General features: G+C 39.8%; 18 protein-coding genes. 8 read left to right on the top strand and 10 right to left on the bottom strand.

The features are described 5' to 3' along the window. Positions 1-64 precede the first annotated feature (64 nt). Positions 65-436, top strand: a complete 372-nt coding sequence (locus tag ACYVHJ_RS18295) for a DUF7009 family protein (protein WP_460517715.1) — start codon at positions 65-67, stop codon at positions 434-436. A 3-nt stretch (positions 437-439) separates the two neighbouring features. On the opposite strand, the gene ACYVHJ_RS18290 is transcribed toward ACYVHJ_RS18295, so the two are convergent. From ACYVHJ_RS18290 to ACYVHJ_RS18275, 4 genes are all read right to left on the bottom strand, one after another. Continuing rightward, positions 440-1150 (bottom strand): SIMPL domain-containing protein, encoded by a 711-nt coding sequence (locus tag ACYVHJ_RS18290; protein ID WP_460517712.1) that lies wholly within the window; start codon positions 1148-1150, stop codon positions 440-442. A gap of 232 nt (positions 1151-1382) precedes the next feature. Continuing rightward, complete coding sequence (locus ACYVHJ_RS18285) at positions 1383-1832, bottom strand: MarR family winged helix-turn-helix transcriptional regulator (protein ID WP_460517709.1); 450 nt, start codon at positions 1830-1832, stop codon at positions 1383-1385. A gap of 84 nt (positions 1833-1916) precedes the next feature. Next, positions 1917-4436 (bottom strand): ABC transporter permease, encoded by a 2520-nt coding sequence (locus ACYVHJ_RS18280; RefSeq protein ID WP_460517706.1) that lies wholly within the window; start codon positions 4434-4436, stop codon positions 1917-1919. Continuing rightward, entirely contained in the window at positions 4429-5106 is a 678-nt protein-coding gene (locus ACYVHJ_RS18275; RefSeq protein WP_339905636.1) for an ABC transporter ATP-binding protein, read from the bottom strand. Before ACYVHJ_RS18275 ends, ACYVHJ_RS18280 begins: the two co-directional genes overlap by 8 nt. 92 nt (positions 5107-5198) lie before the next feature. On the opposite strand from ACYVHJ_RS18275, the gene ACYVHJ_RS18270 reads away from it, so the two are divergent. The 4 genes from ACYVHJ_RS18270 to ACYVHJ_RS18255 all read left to right on the top strand — a co-directional run bounded on the left by ACYVHJ_RS18270 (position 5199) and on the right by ACYVHJ_RS18255 (position 9236). Continuing rightward, the gene (locus tag ACYVHJ_RS18270) at positions 5199-5888 is read left to right on the top strand and encodes an arylesterase (RefSeq protein WP_339905634.1); all 690 of its coding nucleotides are present in this window, start codon (positions 5199-5201) and stop codon (positions 5886-5888) included. 105 nt (positions 5889-5993) lie between these two features. Next, positions 5994-7733, top strand: a complete 1740-nt coding sequence (locus tag ACYVHJ_RS18265; RefSeq protein ID WP_460517703.1) for a GMC family oxidoreductase — start codon at positions 5994-5996, stop codon at positions 7731-7733. A 4-nt stretch (positions 7734-7737) separates the two neighbouring features. Next, on the top strand, positions 7738-8454 hold the full coding sequence (locus ACYVHJ_RS18260) for a gluconate 2-dehydrogenase subunit 3 family protein (protein WP_460517700.1): 717 nt from the start codon (positions 7738-7740) through the stop codon (positions 8452-8454). A 92-nt stretch (positions 8455-8546) separates the two neighbouring features. Next, positions 8547-9236 (top strand): 3-keto-disaccharide hydrolase, encoded by a 690-nt coding sequence (locus ACYVHJ_RS18255; protein WP_339904512.1) that lies wholly within the window; start codon positions 8547-8549, stop codon positions 9234-9236. A 48-nt stretch (positions 9237-9284) separates the two neighbouring features. Here ACYVHJ_RS18255 and ACYVHJ_RS18250 read toward each other — a convergent pair whose 3' ends face one another. The 3 genes from ACYVHJ_RS18250 to ACYVHJ_RS18240 form a co-directional block, all read right to left on the bottom strand. Beyond that, on the bottom strand, positions 9285-9995 hold the full coding sequence (locus tag ACYVHJ_RS18250; RefSeq protein ID WP_460517696.1) for a Crp/Fnr family transcriptional regulator: 711 nt from the start codon (positions 9993-9995) through the stop codon (positions 9285-9287). A gap of 89 nt (positions 9996-10084) precedes the next feature. Then, positions 10085-10573, bottom strand: a complete 489-nt coding sequence (locus tag ACYVHJ_RS18245; RefSeq protein WP_339904516.1) for a type I restriction enzyme HsdR N-terminal domain-containing protein — start codon at positions 10571-10573, stop codon at positions 10085-10087. 54 nt (positions 10574-10627) lie between these two features. Further along, the gene (locus ACYVHJ_RS18240) at positions 10628-11338 is read right to left on the bottom strand and encodes a ComEA family DNA-binding protein (RefSeq protein WP_460517692.1); all 711 of its coding nucleotides are present in this window, start codon (positions 11336-11338) and stop codon (positions 10628-10630) included. Between the two features lie 183 nt (positions 11339-11521). On the opposite strand from ACYVHJ_RS18240, the gene hemA reads away from it, so the two are divergent. Both hemA and ACYVHJ_RS18230 read left to right on the top strand, forming a co-directional pair. After that, on the top strand, positions 11522-12805 hold the full coding sequence (hemA, locus tag ACYVHJ_RS18235; RefSeq protein WP_339904520.1) for a glutamyl-tRNA reductase: 1284 nt from the start codon (positions 11522-11524) through the stop codon (positions 12803-12805). A gap of 114 nt (positions 12806-12919) precedes the next feature. Next, complete coding sequence (locus ACYVHJ_RS18230) at positions 12920-14506, top strand: WG repeat-containing protein (RefSeq protein ID WP_460517689.1); 1587 nt, start codon at positions 12920-12922, stop codon at positions 14504-14506. Between the two features lie 12 nt (positions 14507-14518). On the opposite strand, the gene floA is transcribed toward ACYVHJ_RS18230, so the two are convergent. The 3 genes from floA to proS all read right to left on the bottom strand — a co-directional run bounded on the left by floA (position 14519) and on the right by proS (position 17877). Next, positions 14519-15532, bottom strand: coding sequence for a flotillin-like FloA family protein (gene floA / locus ACYVHJ_RS18225; protein ID WP_460517686.1), 1014 nt, complete (start codon positions 15530-15532; stop codon positions 14519-14521). 3 nt (positions 15533-15535) lie between these two features. Further along, complete coding sequence (locus ACYVHJ_RS18220) at positions 15536-15997, bottom strand: NfeD family protein (RefSeq protein WP_339906242.1); 462 nt, start codon at positions 15995-15997, stop codon at positions 15536-15538. A 398-nt stretch (positions 15998-16395) separates the two neighbouring features. Next, complete coding sequence (gene proS, locus ACYVHJ_RS18215) at positions 16396-17877, bottom strand: proline--tRNA ligase (protein WP_339906042.1); 1482 nt, start codon at positions 17875-17877, stop codon at positions 16396-16398. Between the two features lie 132 nt (positions 17878-18009). Here proS and ACYVHJ_RS18210 point away from each other — a divergent pair, with 132 nt between their 5' ends. Then, entirely contained in the window at positions 18010-19362 is a 1353-nt protein-coding gene (locus tag ACYVHJ_RS18210) for a hypothetical protein (RefSeq protein ID WP_460517683.1), read from the top strand. Positions 19363-19565: the final 203 nt, after the last annotated feature.

Raw genomic sequence — 19565 nt, 5'->3', positions numbered from 1 at the left:
ATTTCCAAATAAACCAATTTACTAAATAATTGTTTTTCCCCGCATATACTTTAATCAGCATTTTATGAAAATCCGCATCCACAACAATTCCATTCGTCTCCGGCTTTCGATGTCTGAAGTTAAAAAATTGTCTGAGACAAATGAGATCAAAGAGGAATTGAAATTTCCTAACCCTTATCCTTCATTCATTTATATTTTAAAAGCCTCAGAAGATGGAAATTCCTTTAACATTATTTTTGAGAAGGGACAGATTAGCATAAGCTTACCCTCCGCAGAGATAAAGGCGTGGGCAAATACTGCACAAGTTGGAATAGCCAAAAAACAAGCTTTGGCTGAGGGTACCGACCTTCAATTGTTGATTGAAAAAGATTTCCAATGTTTACACAAAAGGCCTGGAGAAAACGAAACGGATAACTTTCCTAATCCGCAAGCTTAAGACTTATTCTTTTGTAAAAGTAAATATTACTTTCACCTGATCACTTAAAGTTTGTTCGTCAGGCTGAATTGTTGGCGCTGTTCTTTGGTTGTCAGCACTTAACATCATGGCCTCGTTTCTATACCCCTTTGGTTGAAAAGAATTCCCTCCGGAGCCGTAGATCACCTGATGAACTGCTATATCTCCTAGTTCAAGCGTGTTGGCTATCAACATGGCTTTACTTTTGGCGTCCTGCAAAGCCATACGCAGTAATTCTTCTTGATATTCTTTCCTTTTGCTATCTGAAAGCTGGAAACTCAATTGGAAGCCCATATCTATAGTGTCATGCAACGCTTGCATGATTTTGACCAATTCCTGTGCTGTATCTTTGACCAATATCCTCAAATTTTGGCTGGCCACATAACCACTGTCTTTAGAGGTTCCTTTCGTATAGACCCTGTTAATATTGACAAAATAATTATCCGCTTTTAGTTCATAGTTTTTTACCCCACTTTTCTCCAGCGCCTTGGTCACTTCAGCAGCTTTTTGGTTCAGTCCTTCAGTAGCCGAAGCCGTTTTTAATGCCTTCTCTTTAAGTGACACATTGATCAGGGCCTCATCGGGCAAAATTTTAATCTCACTATTCCCTTCGACGCTTATTTTCGTGGTTTCCTGTGCCACAGAAAACATTTGAATACCAACCACTAAGCACACAATCGCCAATATACTTTTCATACCCCTAAGTCCTTTTGTTAATAATTTAAACTACTATCTGTTCACTTCCCTACACAAAACACAGGCCAAAAATTTAAATGCCTATTTTAAATCATTCGACATAAAAGCTTAACGTTAACTTAAAAATAAATTTGATAGAAAACCGGATATTATTGTGATTGGCAGGAAAAAAATGCATCCTAAACTTTGTTTTAAAATTTGACGAAAGCTTAAGGAAAAGCAGCTATTTAATTCAGCCTCTTAGTTTATCCAATAGGTGATTTAATTGTTCCACCTCAACTTCATCAAGATGAATTGTATCCATATTCAATTGCTTCACCTCTTTGTCAAGCAACTCTAGTAGGTCCAGTCCCTTTTCAGTGATTACCACATCCACTTGTCGCCGATCTTTGGGACATTCAGTACGCCTCACCATTTCTTTCTGCTTGAGTTTTTCCACAAGTCTGGAGGCATTACTCATTTTATTGAGCATTCTCTCCTGAATGGAGGATACAGTAATTGGTTTAGGAGACCTACCTCTCAAAATTCTAAGCACATTGTACTGCTCTGCAGAGATGTCGTGAGGCTTAAAAATCCTGCTTTGACGACTAACCAAATAACTCTGTGTAAACAATAAATTTACAACTGCTTTGGTGTACTCGTCTTTGAATGGACTTTGCTTTATTTCCTCTTCAATTTTCATTTCCTTTACATGTATCTAATGTAGAGACACATAATTAAGTCAAAAGGTTCCTTTATTATTTTTGATGACTTAAACCACTCCGTATTAAGTCCTTAAAATATCCATTGTCTTTGCTTTTAAGATAGTCAAACTATTTACATAACCTAGGAAGACGGTAAGGGCGGTAATCAATCCAAACACGATTACCAAGGGCTGCCAAGCCAAGGAAAAAGCAATTTCAAAGACAAAATAACTCAGCAAAAAGGAAGCAAGAATGGATAAAATCAATCCACCTCCTGCAGCCAAACTGCCTAGGAATAGGTATTCCAGAATATTGATCTTTATCAATACTTTCCTTTCAGCACCTATGGTTCTTAATAAAATATTCTCCCTAACCCGCTGGAATTTACTAATGAGCAAAGAGCTGATCAGCACCAGAATCCCAGTCAAAATACTGAAGAATGCCATAAATTGAATAACAAACCCAATTTTTCCCAAAAGATCCTCAAGGGTTTCCACAATCATGCTCAAATTCACCACCGACACATTGGGGAACTGTCTCACAATCGTATTTTGGATATCAGCAGAAGCTTTATCGTCTTTTGTCTTTGTGATCAAGACATGAAATTTCGGTGCATTGTCTAGCACTTTATCCGGGAAAACAACCAGAAAGTTGGTGGACACTCTTCTAAAGTTGACCTTCCTTATGCTACCGACATACGTAGTCAAAGGTCTTCCTTGCACATTAAAGACAATCTCATCTCCTATCTTCATGTGATTCCGCTCTGCATAGCCTTCTTCCATGGATACAAAGATACTATCTGCTGAAGCAGCGTATGGTATAAGTTCTCCCTCCACCAGTTCTTCGGTGCTTATAAGGCTATCTCTGTAAGTAACCCTAAACTCTCTGTTATAAAAGGATCTTGACCTTCTTTCTTCATCCTCTAGCTCTTCATTTTCCTTTTTGGTGAGCCCATTTACCTCCGATACTCCCATCGTGATGATGGGTACATGTTGCAAGATGGGTAAGTCTTCGGCCTCAAGCACGGCTTTCATACTATCTACCTGACTGGATTGAATATCAAAAAACAACATATTGGGCTGGTCTTCCTTGTCGGCAAACCTTACCTCATCCAGCAGTTGATCCTGAATAAAAAACAAGGTGCCAATCATGGCTGTCCCTAAGCCAATGGTCGCCAAAAGAGAAACCGTTTGGTTGTTAGGCCGGTATAAATTTGACAGGGCTTGCCTTACAGGATAGTTTAGGGAAATGGGCAAAAAGGTCCGGATGGCTTTCATTACGCCCATTGCCAAAAGCCACAGTGCACCAAAAGACAATACCACAAAACCGGTAAACCATAAGGTTTGATCCCATTCACCCAACAAAAAGAAACTGAACAAAAGTATAAATACCACAATAGCTGCCAACACAAATAACCTTATAGGGTCCTTTCCTATATTGGTTGATTGATCATCCGGTCTTAAAGTCATCATTGGAGAAACTTTACGGATCTTAAGCAATGGTATTAAAGCAAACAGGATGGATATCATCACCCCTGTGACTATTCCCATACCAATGGCTCCCCATGCCAATTGCACCGTAACTTCTACCGGAAGGAAATCACTAAAAACAATAGGTAACAGAAATTGGAGCAAGGCTCCGGCTGTGGCCCCAATAATGGAACCTATCAAACCCATAAAGAAAATCTGTACCAAATACACGATTATAATATCCAGTGCTTTTACCCCCAAGCACCTTAGCACGGCCACTGAAGGAAGTTTTTCTTTTACAAAGACATTGACAGCACTCCCCACGCCCACGCAACCCAACAATACAGCAATAAATGCAACCAAGGTAAGGAAGTTGGAAAGGTTTTCGAAAGACCTCCCTGTGGACTCTTTTTGTGATTGGACGGTATCAAAATTGACGCGATCTTCACCCCAAAGCTCTTTATTCTCGTCAATTAAAGTTTGTAACTCAAAGGATTCAGGAAACAAGAAATAATGATTGTAATTTACCCGGCTTCCATATTGCACCAATCCTGAAGCCTCAAGCTGATCCATGGGAATATAGACCGCCGGAGCCACTGTTGCCGTGATACCGGTTTGCCCCGGCACCTTTTGTAAGGCACCGATAATTTCCAGACTGACATTCCCCACCTTGATAAAATCTCCAACCGCAGCATCAAATTGAGCCATTAAGGTTTTTTCAACCAGAGCTTTTTTACCTCCGGATCTAAAATCACTTTCGGCGTTTACCGGGATGGTCTCCAATGTACCATAAAAAGGGTAATCTCCTTCCAAAGCCCTAACTTGAGTCAATCTGCTGTCTCCGGCTTTAGGAAAATACACCATGGAAGCAAAGTTTATTTCTAAGGCATGCTTGCTAGCCATCTCCTCTATTTCCGGAAATTCTATCGGTTGATTTTTCTTAAGCAGCAAATCTGCCCCCAACAATTCCTTGGCTTGCTCATCTATGTCTTTACTTAAGTTATCTCCAAAAGAAGTGACTGCAACCAAGGCTGCGATTCCAGTAACGATTGCTGAAACAAACAGAATTAATTTGACCCCTGTTTTTCTAAATTCTCTTCTGGCCATTTTAATAGACCAAGCCCAATCAATCATGTATAGCCTCCTGTATTTTACCCCCTTTGATATGTAAAGATTGATGTGTTTTTGCTGCCAATTCCAGATCGTGGGTAACCAAAATTAAAGTGGTCCCTTGCTCTTCGTTCAACTTAAAAATAAGGTTTTCTACCAACTCTCCGGTTTCGGTATCTAAGTTGCCTGTAGGTTCATCTGCAAACAATATTTTAGGCTCATTTGCAAATGCTCTGGCAATTGAAACCCTTTGTTGTTCCCCTCCAGATAATTGATTGGGGTAATGGGTCAACCTGTCACCCAGCCCAACTTTTACCAAAAGCTCTTTGGCTTTTTCTTTGGCATCTTTTCGTTTCTTTAGCTCCAAAGGAACCATTACATTTTCCAATGCTGTTAAAGTTTGTAAAAGTTGAAAATTTTGGAATATAAAACCCACCAATTGATTTCTAATGCCGGCCCGTTGGTCTTCACTCATGTTTTCAAGTGCTTTACCATCCATGCGAACGCTGCCGGCACTTGCCACATCCAAACCGGCACAAAGGCCCAAAAGGGTGGTTTTTCCGCTCCCGGAGGGACCGACGATGGACAAGGTTTTCCCTTGTTCCACTTCAAAACTTACTTGATCTAATACAGTGAGTTTCCTGTTTCCACTACGGTAGGTTTTACTCAGATTTTCAACGCTTAGTATGTTCATATCTTTCAAAGAAAAAAACTTATCCCTTTTGAACAAAACCAATAGTGGATTAAGTTTAGTAATTTTGATAATTGATTGTAAAAATATTTCAAATGTTAAAATTGATAAAAACAATAGCTCCTGTAATGCTGCTCTTTGTAGCAACTACCTTTTTTACTGTCTCCTGTAATCAAAAACAGGAAACAGAGAAAAAGGTTACACCAACAGCAGATAAAAAGCCTGAGAAGCAAAAGAAAAAAAATATTTTATTCTATGGCAATAGTCTGACAGCGGGCTATGGCTTGGATGAAGACGAATCATTCCCTTCTTTAATCCAAAATAAAATAGATAGCCTAAACTTAAACTATCGTGTGATCAATGGTGGTTTAAGTGGCGAAACAACTGCCAGTGGCTTGAGTAGGCTCGATTGGTTTTTGGAAGACCGACCTGAAGTGTTCATTCTTGAACTGGGAGGAAACGACGGATTGAGAGGAATCCCTTTAGCGGAAACCAGAAAAAACCTCAATGCGATCATTTCTTCCGTATCAAGTAGGTTTCCGGATACCAAGATTCTGTTGGCAGGAATGCAAATCCCACCCAATATGGGACAGGAATATTCGGAAGAGTTTAGGGAAATGTACGCAGAGATTGCTACTAAGCAAGAGGTAGAAATGATCCCGTTTTTGCTGGAGGGAGTTGCGGGAAATCCTGATTTAAACCTACCGGATGGCATTCACCCGACAAGTGAAGGGCAAAGGATTGTCGCACAAACAGTTTGGAAACATTTACGACCGCTACTATAAAAAATAGCCTATTTTTGGTAATAGTGGTATCCTTCTTTAAAAATGTTTCTTTTTATTATCAGAAAATTATCTTAATTTTTCAAAGTAATTAATAAAAAACAAAGAATGAGTATTCAAATACAGACCGCCGGAGATGCTTACGACGTAATCATCGTAGGATCTGGAGCAGGTGGTGGAATGTCTTCCAAAATCTTGGCGGAAGCCGGATTGAAGGTAGCAGTAGTAGAAGCTGGGGCTGATTTTGACCCGGCCATAGAGGAGCACAGAACCCAATTAAGGCCACCATGGGAATCCCCCAGAAGAGGCGCCGGTACTGTGCGTCCATTCGGAGATTTTGATGCTGCCATAGGTGGTTGGGAAATTGACGGAGAGCCTTATACCCGAGGTGAAGGAAGTGAATTTGATTGGTTTAGATCCAGAATGCTGGGTGGGAGAACCAATCACTGGGGAAGAATTTCTTTGAGATTTGGTCCTTTAGATTTTAAGCGAAAGGATTTTGATGGCTTGGGCGAAAACTGGCCCATCAGTTATGATGACATAGCTCCTTATTATGACAAGGTGGACAAACTGATCGGTGTGTTTGGTTCCAAAGAGGGAATCAACAATGAGCCGGATGGCAATTTCCTTCCTCCTCCCAAACCTCGTTTGCATGAATTGTTCATCAAAAAAGGTGCGGACAAGGTCAATGTTCCTGTTATACCCTCTCGCCTTTCCATCCTTACAAGACCGGTAAACAATGACAGGGGAACCTGTTTCTTCTGTAGCCAATGCAACAGGGCTTGTCAAGTTTATGCAGATTTTTCTGCAGGAACTTGCTTGGTAAAACCGGCAATGAAAAAAGGACAAGTAGACCTTTTCACCATGGCCATGGTCAGAAAAGTAATTACCAATGATAAAGGTGAAGCTACCGGGGTTACTTACATAAGTAAGCTTGACATGCAAGAATACAAACTTTCTGCAAGGGTGGTTGTACTGGGAGCTTCTGCTTGTGAATCGGCAAGGATCATGTTGAACTCCAAGTCTGCACAACACCCTGATGGGTTAGGAAATAGTTCCGGGCATGTAGGCCATTACCTGCATGACTCCACAGGAGCAGATAGGATGGGAATTCTCCCTGACCTGATGGACAGAGAAAGATACAATGAAGATGGCGTAGGTGGAATGCACGTTTATACGCCTTGGTGGCTTAATGAAAAAAACCTGGATTTTGCCAGAGGTTACCATATAGAATATTGGGGTGGTATGGGAATGCCTTCCTATGGTTTTGGTGGCGGAATGGACACCATGAGACAATATGTCAAAGATGAATTTGGTAATCCAGGAGTAAACGGAGGCTATGGTGCCGGCTTGAAAAAAGATATTAGAAGATTTTTCGGTAGTACTGTAGGTATGTCAGGTAGAGGGGAAAGTATTCCACGTTATGAAAACTACTGTGAAATAGATGATCAGGTGGTGGATAAATATGGTATACCGGTATTGAAATTCCATTACAAATGGAGTGATCAAGAACTGAACCAAGCCAAGCACATGCATGATACGTTTGAAGAAATTTTGACCAGCATGGGAGCAGTTATCTTGGGAGAAAAACCTGGAAGGGACAGAGAGTTTGGGTTGCATAAACCTGGAAGAATTATACATGAAGTTGGGACTACACGTATGGGAAATGATCCAAAAACATCTGTATTGAACAAATATTCGCAGGCACATGATTGCAAAAATTTGTTTGTAGTAGATGGTGGAGCTTTTGTTTCTCAAGCGGATAAAAACCCAACTTGGACCATCCTGGCCAACTCTTGGAGAACTTCCGAATACATTATCGATCAACTGAACAAGAAAAATATCTAAAGCAATGAACAGAAGAGAAAACCTAAAACTTTTATTTACCGGTTCCCTGGCTTCAGGTATGCTGTTTACAGGATGCGGGCCAGAATCACCGGAAACGGTGGAAATTCCTCACAATCCTAAAATAGGAGAATTTGGTAGTTATGGTAGAACTCCGGAAGAGATTATCCATAACGAAAACCTAAAATCTGCCACCTTCTTCACAGAGGAAGAGCGCCAAAAGCTAGACCTACTTGTAGACATGATTATTCCTGCAGATGAAACTTCAGGGAGTGCCACGGATGCAGGGGTGCCGGACTTTATTGAATTTATGGTGAAGGATATCCCTAGTTATCAAACTCCATTGAGGGGAGGCTTGTTATGGCTTGATCACAAATCAGATGAACTATTTGGAAGCAAATTCTTAGAAATCTCTGAAGACCAACGCACGCAAGTAATTGATTTGATCGCTTATCCAGATACAGCAAAACCTGAAAACCTTAGCGGTGTTAAGTTTTTCAACAACCTCAGAAACTTAACTGCTACAGGATTCTTTACAAGCGAAGAAGGTTTCAAAGACTTGGGATATGTAGGTAACCGCCCTAACGCTTGGGACGGCGTGCCTGACGAAGTGTTGGCCAAACATGGTCTTGAAAACGATCCCAAATACAAAGACGTATATCTTGACATCAGTACAAGGGGAACCATTGCCCAATGGGATGACAATGGCAATTTGATCGGATAAGCTTATTCCATCGACCCATCATCCTTACAGGGGAACGTCTACGCAGGTGTTCCCCTGTTTGTTTATAACCTTAACCAATAAAACCCTATACCATGAAGCCAAAAGCTTTGCTACTCTCCTTGCTATCTTTGATGCTGCTAAGTCCTTTGATGGCACAGAAAACACCTTTATTTAACGGAAAGGATTTGTCCGGCTGGCATGTGGATGTACCGGATCAAGATGAAAACCCCAATATTAGCCCTTCGTTCGTAGTGAAAGATGGGCTATTGATAAGCATGGGCACTCCTCAAGGTCACCTGATCTCCAATGAAGAATACGAAAACTACAGGATTACTGCAGAATACCGCTTTCCTGAAGCCACCGGCAATTGTGGAATATTGATACATGCCTCTACCCCCAGATCTTTGTACAAAATGTTCCCCAAATCAATTGAGGTTCAAATGTACCACGAAAATGCAGGGGATTTCTGGTGCATAGTAGAAAATATAGAAGTAGACAATATGGTGGAAAGAAGGGGACCTAAAGAAGAATGGGGAGTGACTGAAGGTAAAAAAAGAAGAATTCTCAACCTTACCGATGGCTCAGAAAATACTCCCGGTCTTTGGAACAGGATGGTAATCGAGTGCTTGGGGGATAAAGTAAAGGTTTGGGTTAATGGTGACTTGGTCAACGAAGGATACAATGCTACCGCCACCAAAGGGCAAGTCGCCGTTCAGGCAGAGGGCGCCAAAGTAGAGTTTAGAAAACTCGAGCTTGAACCGATCACCGAACTTTCAAAATAAATTTAAAGCAAAAAAAGCCCGATGATGGGCTTTTTTTGCTTAGGTATATCAACCATAAAAATCTGAAAGTCTCGCCAAGCCTTTTCGATTTAGTAATATTATTTTCTTTCCCTGTAAATCTATAAGTTTATCCTTCTTAAACTCAGAAAGAAGCCTAATCACTGTCTCCGTAGCCGTACCAACAAGACCTGCGATTTCCTCCCTGGTGAGGGTTATATCAAGCCGCTGCCTATCGCCACCATCCACACCATAACTGTCTCCCAGCTGTAGTAATGTCAAGGCCAACCGCTCCCTGATAGATTTCTGAGTAGCATCTGTTAACTGGCTCTCCATTAAACCCATATCATGACAAAGTGCCTGTGTCAGGCGTTGATGAAAATTATCATCCTCTTTCATCACTTTTAGAAAAACCTCTTTAGGTACAAAGCAAATGCCTGCATCCTCCACGATTGTGGCGGTAGTGGTATAAGCCTCTTCTCCAATCAATGAAGCGTACCCCACCAGATCTCCCTTCTGAGCCAATCGTATGATCTGATCCTTTCCATTGGAAGCGGTTTTAAAAATTTTAACCACCCCACTATTGACACAGAATACCCCTAAAGGCTTGGTGCTTTCATAATAAAGGATTTGTCCCTTCTTGTGAGAAATAAAATTTTTCCCTTCAGAAACATTGCATAAATGCTCTTCTCCTAGTCCTGCAAATAAGGATAGTTTTCTACTCAAACACAGTTCACAAGGCGTACTTTTAACTTTATTCATCTTATTCAGCCTTTATTTTTTTGAAAGATACTGGACAAATTTAGCAAATAACATGACTAAGGTCACATTAATTTTTATAAATCAATTGTTTAAATCGCTGGATTTTCGTCAAATTTCGGGAAATGATTAATTTGGGAATACCTTCCCGTTTTTAAGTCTTTTTTTAAGCAATAATGCATCCGTCCATTGCTTATACAAATATATGGGGCGTTGAATTTATTGTTGTAGACACAAACTTGCTCAACGGTTTTCTGGCTCAATTTTACTTCCGGTGCTTTGCATTCAATTAAAAAAAAAGATGCTCCAGACCTGTCCAATACCAATATATCAAAGCGCTTTTGTAAAGCATTGTATTTTAAGCCTTTTTCTAAAGCAATCAAACTACCGGGATAATTCATGTGCTCAACCAAATAATGAGTAATGTGTTGCCTTACCCATTCTTCAGGAGTTAATAGTAATTTCTTCTTCCTAATGGGGTCAAAAACAAAGTATCTACCCTGATCACCTTTTTCTATATCCATGGTGTAAGTGGGTAAATTCAACGAAACTTCAGCCAATTGGGCAACCAAATCTTTCATGACACAAATTTCCCACAAAAAATCAGAAGGCAAAACACAAAGACAATAATAAAATCAGAAACTAAGATAGGGAGCTACCCTATCCACCCAAGGCCGATTAAAAATCTTGATCTTTAATAAATCCTCTGCCGACCCAAATGCTCCATGCTGATTTCGATAGGCCAAAATGACTTTGGTAGCCCCATAATCTATGTATGGATGCTGAATCAACTGTTTAAAATCAGCTTGATTGATATTAATTTTGCTGGTTATTCTTGGCTCAAAAACGAAAGTTGAATAAATTTTTTCAGCCAGTGCTTCATCAACTCCATACACTTCTAAAAGTTGCTCAGGCCTATGAAATCCGCCTAAATTCGCTCGGTACTCACTGATTCTCGCTGACAACACCGGCCCTACGCCCTGCACCATTTGTAATTCTATGGCCGAAACTTCAGGAAAGCTTAATTGATTAAATACTGGTTGGGAAGGCTTTGTAAGCCTAGGGCCAGCAACATTGGCGCCTTCTTTCCTCTCCTCTTTTTGGGGTTGTTTTGACTTTTCTTCCTGTGAAACTTGAGAAAAAGTGGATTTCGAAGAAAAAAAGGCCTTATTCTCAGCGATGTATTTCATGTACATCGCTCGTGAAACTGAACGATTATACCTTTCAATAAAATAAGGTACCGCATACAGTAAGCCGAGAGTAGGTATTACAAAAACGAAGCCCCGCATTTCCCTTCGCGTGAATCCCAAATAAGATTTAAGCCGATAAAACCATTTTTCTAGCATCTTCTATGTCTTTGTCAACATAAATTAACAATTATGGAATGTTATTCCAAAAAAATGCATTGTTGTATGAGGAGTGAAAAAATGGCGCATTTTATTTAGAAGCATTATAAATTAAATTCCCTTTGATGAATTAATTCATTTCGTCCCAATTCTATAATAAATTTGTAGCTGAAAGTTGTTGCTATGCAGTCAAAGTTTAAAGCTTTAAGTCTCTCATTTAAAAATGCCCCTGTAGCAATCCGGGAATTAGTTTCTTTGGATGAAGGAGCAGTACGCTCGCTTTTGGGTAAATTGAGAGAGTTTTTCAGTTTGACAGACACCTTAATTTTATCTACCTGTAATCGAACCGAGATCTATTACAGTCACGAGCTAGACCTATCCACAGAAATCATTAAACTGGTAGGCCTTGAAAAAGGCTTGGTAGACACCATCTCTTATCTGGAGTATTTTGACATCTACCAAGATGACAAATCCGCTATTTCCCATTTATTCAGGGTGGCCATGGGATTAGAAGCCCAGGTAATCGGTGATATGCAAATATCAAATCAGGTAAAACGTTCCTACCAGACAGCGGTAGACATGGACATGGCCGGACCTTTCCTTCACCGATTGATGCACACCATTTTCTTTACCAACAAAAAAGTCGTTCAAGAAACGGCTTTTAGGGATGGGGCTGCCTCTGTTTCCTATGCAGCAGTGGAATTAATCGAAGAACTCACTTCCAATACCCACCAACCCAGAGTACTTTTGGTTGGTTTGGGAGAAATTGGAGAGGATGTTGCCAAGAACCTGGTTTACTTAGGAGATGCTCAGATTAAAATCGCCAATCGTACTTTCTCTAAAGCCAAGGAACTGGCTACTGAGTATAATTTTGAAGCCATTCCCTTCGAAAAATGCTTTGAAGCTATGGAAGATGCTGATGTAATTATTTCTTCAGTAGCTATGCCGGAACCATTAATAAGCAAAGCCTTAATCAGCCAATTCAATATAAAAAGTTATAAATTACTTGTGGATCTTTCTGTTCCAAGAAGTATAGAAACAGCTGTAGAAGATCTTCCCGGAGTCTTGTTATACAATGTGGACAATATTCGAAGCAAGGCCACAGAAACTTTAAGCAAAAGAAAAGCCGCCATTCCTCAGGTGGAAAACATCATCGTAGAAAGCATCAAAGAATTTTACGATTGGAAAAAAGAAATGATGGTTTCACCTACCATCAATAAGCTTAAGAATAGCTTGGAGCAAATCCGAAAAGAAGAGCTAGAAAGATACCTTAAAAAGGTTGATGCTGATGGTCAACAATTTGAGATTATTGATAAGATTACCAAAAGCATGATGCAGAAAATCCTAAAAGTACCTGTGGTACAACTGAGAGCCGCCTGCAAACGCGATCAAGCGGAGGAAATGATTGATATCATCAATGATCTTTTTGACTTAGAAAAAGAAGAAGCTAAAAAAGCCAATCATTAAATACATCCCTTCTCAATAGAATATTTACTTTTTTAAAAGGCAGACTAAATGCCTTATTCCTTTTATTGTGAAAGCTGCAATTTCTTTTTACTTTCACCCATAAATTGAGTTAAAATGCGCAAATTACACCTATTGAAATTTTTTATTCCTTTCCTGTTTACCTTATTAAATTTAAGCTGGGCTTATTCCCAAACCTGGGAAGTTTTTGACAACAACTTTCATTTGGAAAAAAAACTTGCTGAAGGTGAAATATTCCTACTTGGTAACAGCCTTAGAATCAATGTTTCCGAAAACAACTTGGCTTTTTTAGATGCAAATTATGAACCCTTTACAAATATTGAAGGTGCTTCGCTTTACCAATTTCTAGAACCATGGATTATCATTGAAAATAATGAAAAATATGGAGCTTTACACGAATATGGCGAACAGGTTTTACCAGCTGTCTACGATGAAATCCAATCTTATTATACATTATTACTCGGAAGGAAAGGGGAGGAGTTTTTTGTTTATAACAGAGGCAAAAGAGCTACCAATTCTATTGGAAAATTCAGCTCAGCCAGGATTGCAAAAAACGGACAAGTAATCGCAAAAAATAGTGACGGGACATATAGCTTACCCCTTTCAGAGAATCCTGACCACAGGTTTATCTCTCTTACAGATCCTTCCACGGATGTAATTGTAGCTAAGGAAGCATCCGGGTTTGGCTTAATAAACACGGAAGGAAAGTACATCCTAAAGCCGGTAATAGATGAATTGACCCATCTAGAAGAAAACTATTTCTACGCCAAAAACAGCAATGAATACTTACTGATCAACGCCTTGTCTACAAGTGCTGACATTCGTTACAATAGCTTTCACCGAATCAGCATAGAAAACGAGGTGATGGTAGAATACATTCATGGTAAGTTAAGGCGGATAATGAAAAATGACGGTATCCTGCTGGATATTGTAGGGATGGATTCCGTAAGGAAATCGGGAAGTTACTTCAATGTGCATTTTAGGGATGGAACTACCGGTCTATTGAATAAAGAAGGACAATGGGAAGTAAAACCCAATAAAACCGCCACGGGGATATTCCCGGGAAATGAAGGTGCCTATGGTGCCAAAATCGGAGATGGATTTGGTTTTATCAATGCCAGTGGTGACACACTAGTGGCCCCAAAGTTTGACCAAGTTTCAGTTTTCTCTGAGGGCATGGCCAGTGTAAAAATGGGCACCAAATGGGGGTATATCGATCATCATCAAGCATTGGTCATTCCATATGCTTATAACTCCGCAGGAGCCTTCAAAGACGGGGTAGCAATTGTCCAGGCGGAGGGTAAATATGACCTGATCAATGTAAATGGAACTTCAATGCTTGAAGAAGGTCCTTGTCAAAGAATTAGCAGAACTACGAATGGCTATTACCTTCTGGAGAACAATGGTCTCTTTGGGCTAGCTAAACCTGACGGAACCATCATTAGCAATCCTATTTATGAGGAAATTAGAAGAGAAGCAAAAGACAAAATACTTGTTCGAAAAGGAGATAAATACGGAGTGATAAAAGAAAATGGTGATTTTGAGCTGCCCCTCTTTTATAACACAATTCTCTTTGATGAGAAAAACAACAAGGTTTTGGCAAAAAGTAAGACAGAGAAGGTACCTGAAATATTGAGTAAAAAAGAATTGAAAAAAAGAAGAAAACAAAAAAAAGGGGCATGATGCCCCCTTTTTTTATTTGTTTTTATCATTACCCCGGGATCTATCCGAGGATTTGTTTTCATCGGATTTGGCTATTGAATCCCTCATACTGGTATCCGACTTCACATTTTCCATTTTATAATAATCCATTACACCTAGATTACCTGTTCTGAAGGCATCGGCAATCGCTTTTGGAACTTCAGATTCAGCTTCAGTAACTTTGGCTCTCATTTCCACATTTTTGGCTTTCATCTCCTGCTCCAAAGCCACGGCCATTGCTCTTCTTTCTTCGGCCCGTGCTTCGGCAACTTTAAGATCTGCAGTGGCCTGGTCAATTTGAAGTTTCGCTCCAATATTTGAACCCACATCTATATCAGCAATATCGATCGATAAAATTTCAAAAGCCGTCCCTGCATCCAGACCTCTCTCCAATACAAGTTTTGAGATCTTATCAGGATTTTCCAATACACTTTTATGGTTCTGAGCAGAACCGATAGAGGTAACTATTCCCTCACCTACCCTTGCCAAGATGGTTTCCTCTCCTGCTCCACCTACAAGCTGCGCGATATTTGCCCGCACCGTAACTCGTGCTTTGGCGATAAGCTGGATTCCATCAGCAGCAACAGCCGCTACATTGGGGGTATTAATCACTTTCGGGTTAACAGAAATTTGTACCGCCTCAAAAACATCTCTACCTGCCAGGTCTATGGCCGTAGCTTGTTTAAATGAAAGACTGATATTGGCTTTGTCTGCAGAGATCAAAGCCCTTATCACATTGGGTACATTACCTCCGGCAAGAAAGTGTGTTTCCAGATCATTGGTGGTAAGGTTTAAGCCAGCTTTGGTAGCTGTAATCAAAGAATTGACAATCACACCCGGTGGCACTTTCCTAATGCGCATGCCTACTAATTCCAAAAGGCCAACCTTCACATTTGAAAAGATGGCTGTAATCCAAAGATTTACAGGAACAAAATAGAGGAAAATAAAGAATATTATTAGCCCGCCAAAAGCTGCAACCAATATTAATACTGAATTTGAAATATCCATGATTTAAGGTTTTATGATGATTTTATTGTTTTCAATTTTAGTAATGGTAATGTTTGTCTTAGAGGAAATAAAGCCTCCTTGAGATTTGGCCTCATATATTTTATCCCCAATCATTATTTTTCCATAAGGTTTACAGTCTGAAATCGTTTCTCCTTGTTGACCAACTTCAAGACCAAGTAAACGGTCATCATATGTTCTTCCTTCAACCGTATTCTTCAAGGCAAACCGATCCCAAACACCGGATTTAAACCCGTATATAATGAAACCGGTATTTATGATCCCTGAGGCAAAAAGTACGCCGTAAGCAATGGTGACCGAAAAATTACTGAATGCGTGATAAATGCCAAGTGCAGTAAAGACCAAGCCTAATATGCCAACGATTGTTGTTCCGGGAACAAAAATAACTTCCAGCATTATCAAAAGTGCGCCGAAAACAATTAAACTTATTAGTATCAACCAATCCATGAATTACATTTTAACAAGCCAAACCCTACTTGTTTCGGTAAGCTTTCTGTAAAATTACAAGATTTCACAACAATAGAAAGCCTTATGAAATGAATCATTTGCCTTTCCGTAGTTTTAACCAAAAAAGTTCATGGTTAATTGTAGATGAGTAATTATTAATGGTTAATTATTAATGGTTAATTGTTAATTTCGAATTGATAATTAATAATTGTTAATTAATAATTGTTAATTGATAATTATAAATGGTTAATTAATAATTTATTGAGGAAGTTTAATGTAGCGCAGGGGATAAAATAATGGGTTTTGACAAAATAGCTGATGGTTGCACTTTTGTCAAAACCCTGTAAAATAAAGCCAATCTTTAAAGATCAACTAAAATCTTATCTTTATTTAATACCTCAATAAGCTTTGGCGAATAACACCCGGCCTTTAGAAGGTTTTCCCGTGAGTATACACTCCCCATCTTCTGCCACCTGGTCTAGAGGTATGCATCGAATGGTAGCTTTTGTCTTTTCTTTAATTTTTTCTTCAGTTTCAGCTGTACCATCCCAGTGAGCAGAAACAAACCCTCCTTTATTGTTCAAGGTTTCAACAAAATCATCCCAACTGTCTACTTCCGTTGTTTTTTCCTCTGTGAAAGTTTTGGCTTTTTGATAAATACCGGATTGAATTTCATCGAGTGTTTCTTTGATTTTACCAATCAAATCCTCTTTCTCAAAATTCACCAAGGTTTTAGAAAAATCGTCCCTACGGGCCATTTCTACTGTTTTATTTTTGAGATCCCTTGGACCAATACCCAGCCTCAAAGGCACTCCTTTAAGCTCGTATTCCGCAAACTTCCACCCGGGCTTGTAAGTATCCCTATCGTCAAACTTCACTGAAATTCCAATTTCATCCAGTTGATCCACTATTTCCAGTGCTTTTGCCCTAATCTCGGCAAGTTCTTCCTCACTCTTAAAAATAGGAACGATTACTACTTGGATAGGCGCCAACTTTGGAGGCAATACCAAACCCCTGTCATCGGAGTGAGCCATGATTAAGGCTCCCATCAATCGGGTACTCACCCCCCAACTTGTACCCCAAACATGATCCAGGCCACCTTCTTTAGTAGCAAACTTTACATCAAAAGCCTTCGCGAAATTTTGTCCAAGAAAATGGGATGTACCTGCCTGAAGGGCTTTTCCATCCTGCATCATGGCCTCAATACAATAAGTCGATTCAGCACCTGCAAATTTTTCGCTTTCACTTTTCACTCCTTTGATTACAGGCATGGCCATGAACCGCTCTGCAAAATCTGCATACACGTTCATCATCTGCAATGTCTCCTGCTCGGCTTCTTTCTTGGTAGCATGGGCTGTATGTCCTTCTTGCCACAAAAACTCTGCAGTCCTAAGAAACAGTCGTGTTCTCATTTCCCACCGAACCACATTGGCCCACTGATTTATAAGTAAAGGCAGATCTCTGTACGATTGAATCCAGTTTTTATAAGTACTCCAAATTACCGTCTCGGAGGTAGGCCTCACGATTAATTCTTCCTCAAGTTTGGCCTCTGGATCTACAATAACCCCTTTGCCTGACTCATCTGTTTTCAAGCGATAATGAGTGACCACTGCGCACTCCTTGGCAAAACCCTCTACATGACTCGCCTCCTTGGATAGATACGATTTGGGTATAAACAATGGAAAATAAGCATTGGTGTGTCCGGTTTTTTTAAACATTCGATCCAACTCTGCCTGCATTTTTTCCCATATGCTAAACCCGTATGGTTTAATCACCATACAGCCCCTGACGGCACTATTTTCAGCCAAGTCTGCTCTTTTAACCAATTCATTGTACCACAGGGAATAATCCTCACTACGTTTCGGTAAACCTTTACTCATTATTATTTCTTTGTTGTAATAAAAAAACTCTTTATCTTAGAATCGTGATTTGTGACAAATATAAATTAAAAAATGATAACCCTCTTGCAATATCCCCGTATATAGTAGGTGAGGAATAAACTAAATATCAATATGATTAATTTTAATCCAATTCGGACAGTGGGTGCATTTGCGATTTTAGGCCTAGCAGCCTGTAGCACCAGCTACCAAGCCAGCAATATGGGTGGGGAAGTCGACAACTTGTACTTTATGGCATCAGATGCAAGAATTGCAACTGAATATGCTGTAAGTAATAATAATCCGGAAAACTTTAAGGAAATTGAACAAATCCGTGATATTGACGGTGAAGTGCAAAATTTTTCCGCCAAAAATGTAAACCCGGAATACATAGCTAAATATCAAAGTTCAGCTGTACCAGCTGCAGAGGAATCAACTGTATATTTTGATGATTCGGAAGGACAATCTGAATTTGGTACGGATGATCCCAATATAAATGCATACGACAATTATTCCAACTTCAATGGAAGTGGGTCTGTTACCAATAATTATTTTATGAACCCAATGATGGGATTTGGAATTTCTTCCATGATGATGAGAAGCATGTACAACCCCTATTACGGTTTTGGAGGGTTAGGTATGTATGATCCTTTCTTTGGTCCTGGATTTGGTTTCAACTCAGGCTTTGGTTTGATGCCAAGGTTTGGTATGTCTTTGGGATTTGGTTTCGGAAGGCCCTTCTATGGCAATGGTTTTGGCTTTTATGATCCTTACATGGCTTACGGACTACGTTCTGGATTTGGCTATTATGGACGTGGTTTGGGTTATTACCCAACAGTAGTCGTTTTACCTGGAGGAGCTGAAGGCAATAGGAGAAATATTGTACAGGGAGCAAGACCTTATAGATCTTCTTCACTTTCCAATGCTACAACCTCTAGTAGAAGTAGGAGCATTGCTAACCCAAGTGCTTCCAGAGCCTCTGCAAGAAGAGATGCCATGTCAAATAGCTCAAGCGCTATTTCTAGAAACAGATCAAATGCTACTAGGAACGCTTTTAGCAGGTCTCAGAACGACTATTATAACGCAGCATCTGCAGCTCCTTCAAGGAGAAATATCAATAGCCCTGCCATGAACAGGTCAGGAAACACTTCTTCTAGAAGCAGCTACGGTACAAGCAGAAATACAAACAGCACTTATAGGTCTACAGCACCTTCTAACAGCAGATCAAGAACTTACAGTGGCTCGTCTAGTAGTAGCAGGTCTCAGTACGGAACTTCAAGGTCTAATTCAAGAAGTTCTTCGCCTTCTTATAACAGAACCAGAAGTACGAGGACTAATTCTTCAACCTATCGAAGGTCTACCAGTCCTAGCAGATCAAGCACCTATTCTTCACCATCACGTTCTTCATCTTCCTATAGCGCTCCAAGAAGCTCAGGAGGATCATCTAGAAGTGTTGGTAGTAGTAGCAGTAGCAGAAGAGGGAATTAATTCCCTCTTTTTTTACATTTGCAATTCCCCATTTTCATTCAATTATTTTTTATTCTTTGAATTCCACCTTATGATTCAAAGTCATTTTCATCTATACCCAATCACCTAAATACTTGCACTTGAAATAACGTTTTACCTAACCTAATTGTGGCAATTTCCGTTTGGATAGTATCGCTACATAATTCAATACCTACTTGGAGATT

It is taken from the genome of Cyclobacterium sediminis (genome assembly GCF_054781075.1).
Note: the sequence above shows the minus strand (reverse complement) of the source record. Positions and strands in the feature narration are given on the sequence as shown.

Coding starts and splice junctions, on each gene's coding strand:
- ACYVHJ_RS18295 (WP_460517715.1), top strand. CDS start 65: ATGAAAATCCGCATCCACAACAATTCCATTCGTCTCCGGCTTTCGATG.
- ACYVHJ_RS18290 (WP_460517712.1), bottom strand. CDS start 1,150: ATGAAAAGTATATTGGCGATTGTGTGCTTAGTGGTTGGTATTCAAATG.
- ACYVHJ_RS18285 (WP_460517709.1), bottom strand. CDS start 1,832: ATGAAAATTGAAGAGGAAATAAAGCAAAGTCCATTCAAAGACGAGTAC.
- ACYVHJ_RS18280 (WP_460517706.1), bottom strand. CDS start 4,436: ATGATTGATTGGGCTTGGTCTATTAAAATGGCCAGAAGAGAATTTAGA.
- ACYVHJ_RS18275 (WP_339905636.1), bottom strand. CDS start 5,106: ATGAACATACTAAGCGTTGAAAATCTGAGTAAAACCTACCGTAGTGGA.
- ACYVHJ_RS18270 (WP_339905634.1), top strand. CDS start 5,199: ATGTTAAAATTGATAAAAACAATAGCTCCTGTAATGCTGCTCTTTGTA.
- ACYVHJ_RS18265 (WP_460517703.1), top strand. CDS start 5,994: ATGAGTATTCAAATACAGACCGCCGGAGATGCTTACGACGTAATCATC.
- ACYVHJ_RS18260 (WP_460517700.1), top strand. CDS start 7,738: ATGAACAGAAGAGAAAACCTAAAACTTTTATTTACCGGTTCCCTGGCT.
- ACYVHJ_RS18255 (WP_339904512.1), top strand. CDS start 8,547: ATGAAGCCAAAAGCTTTGCTACTCTCCTTGCTATCTTTGATGCTGCTA.
- ACYVHJ_RS18250 (WP_460517696.1), bottom strand. CDS start 9,995: ATGAATAAAGTTAAAAGTACGCCTTGTGAACTGTGTTTGAGTAGAAAA.
- ACYVHJ_RS18245 (WP_339904516.1), bottom strand. CDS start 10,573: ATGAAAGATTTGGTTGCCCAATTGGCTGAAGTTTCGTTGAATTTACCC.
- ACYVHJ_RS18240 (WP_460517692.1), bottom strand. CDS start 11,338: ATGCTAGAAAAATGGTTTTATCGGCTTAAATCTTATTTGGGATTCACG.
- hemA (WP_339904520.1), top strand. CDS start 11,522: ATGCAGTCAAAGTTTAAAGCTTTAAGTCTCTCATTTAAAAATGCCCCT.
- ACYVHJ_RS18230 (WP_460517689.1), top strand. CDS start 12,920: ATGCGCAAATTACACCTATTGAAATTTTTTATTCCTTTCCTGTTTACC.
- floA (WP_460517686.1), bottom strand. CDS start 15,532: ATGGATATTTCAAATTCAGTATTAATATTGGTTGCAGCTTTTGGCGGG.
- ACYVHJ_RS18220 (WP_339906242.1), bottom strand. CDS start 15,997: ATGGATTGGTTGATACTAATAAGTTTAATTGTTTTCGGCGCACTTTTG.
- proS (WP_339906042.1), bottom strand. CDS start 17,877: ATGAGTAAAGGTTTACCGAAACGTAGTGAGGATTATTCCCTGTGGTAC.
- ACYVHJ_RS18210 (WP_460517683.1), top strand. CDS start 18,010: ATGATTAATTTTAATCCAATTCGGACAGTGGGTGCATTTGCGATTTTA.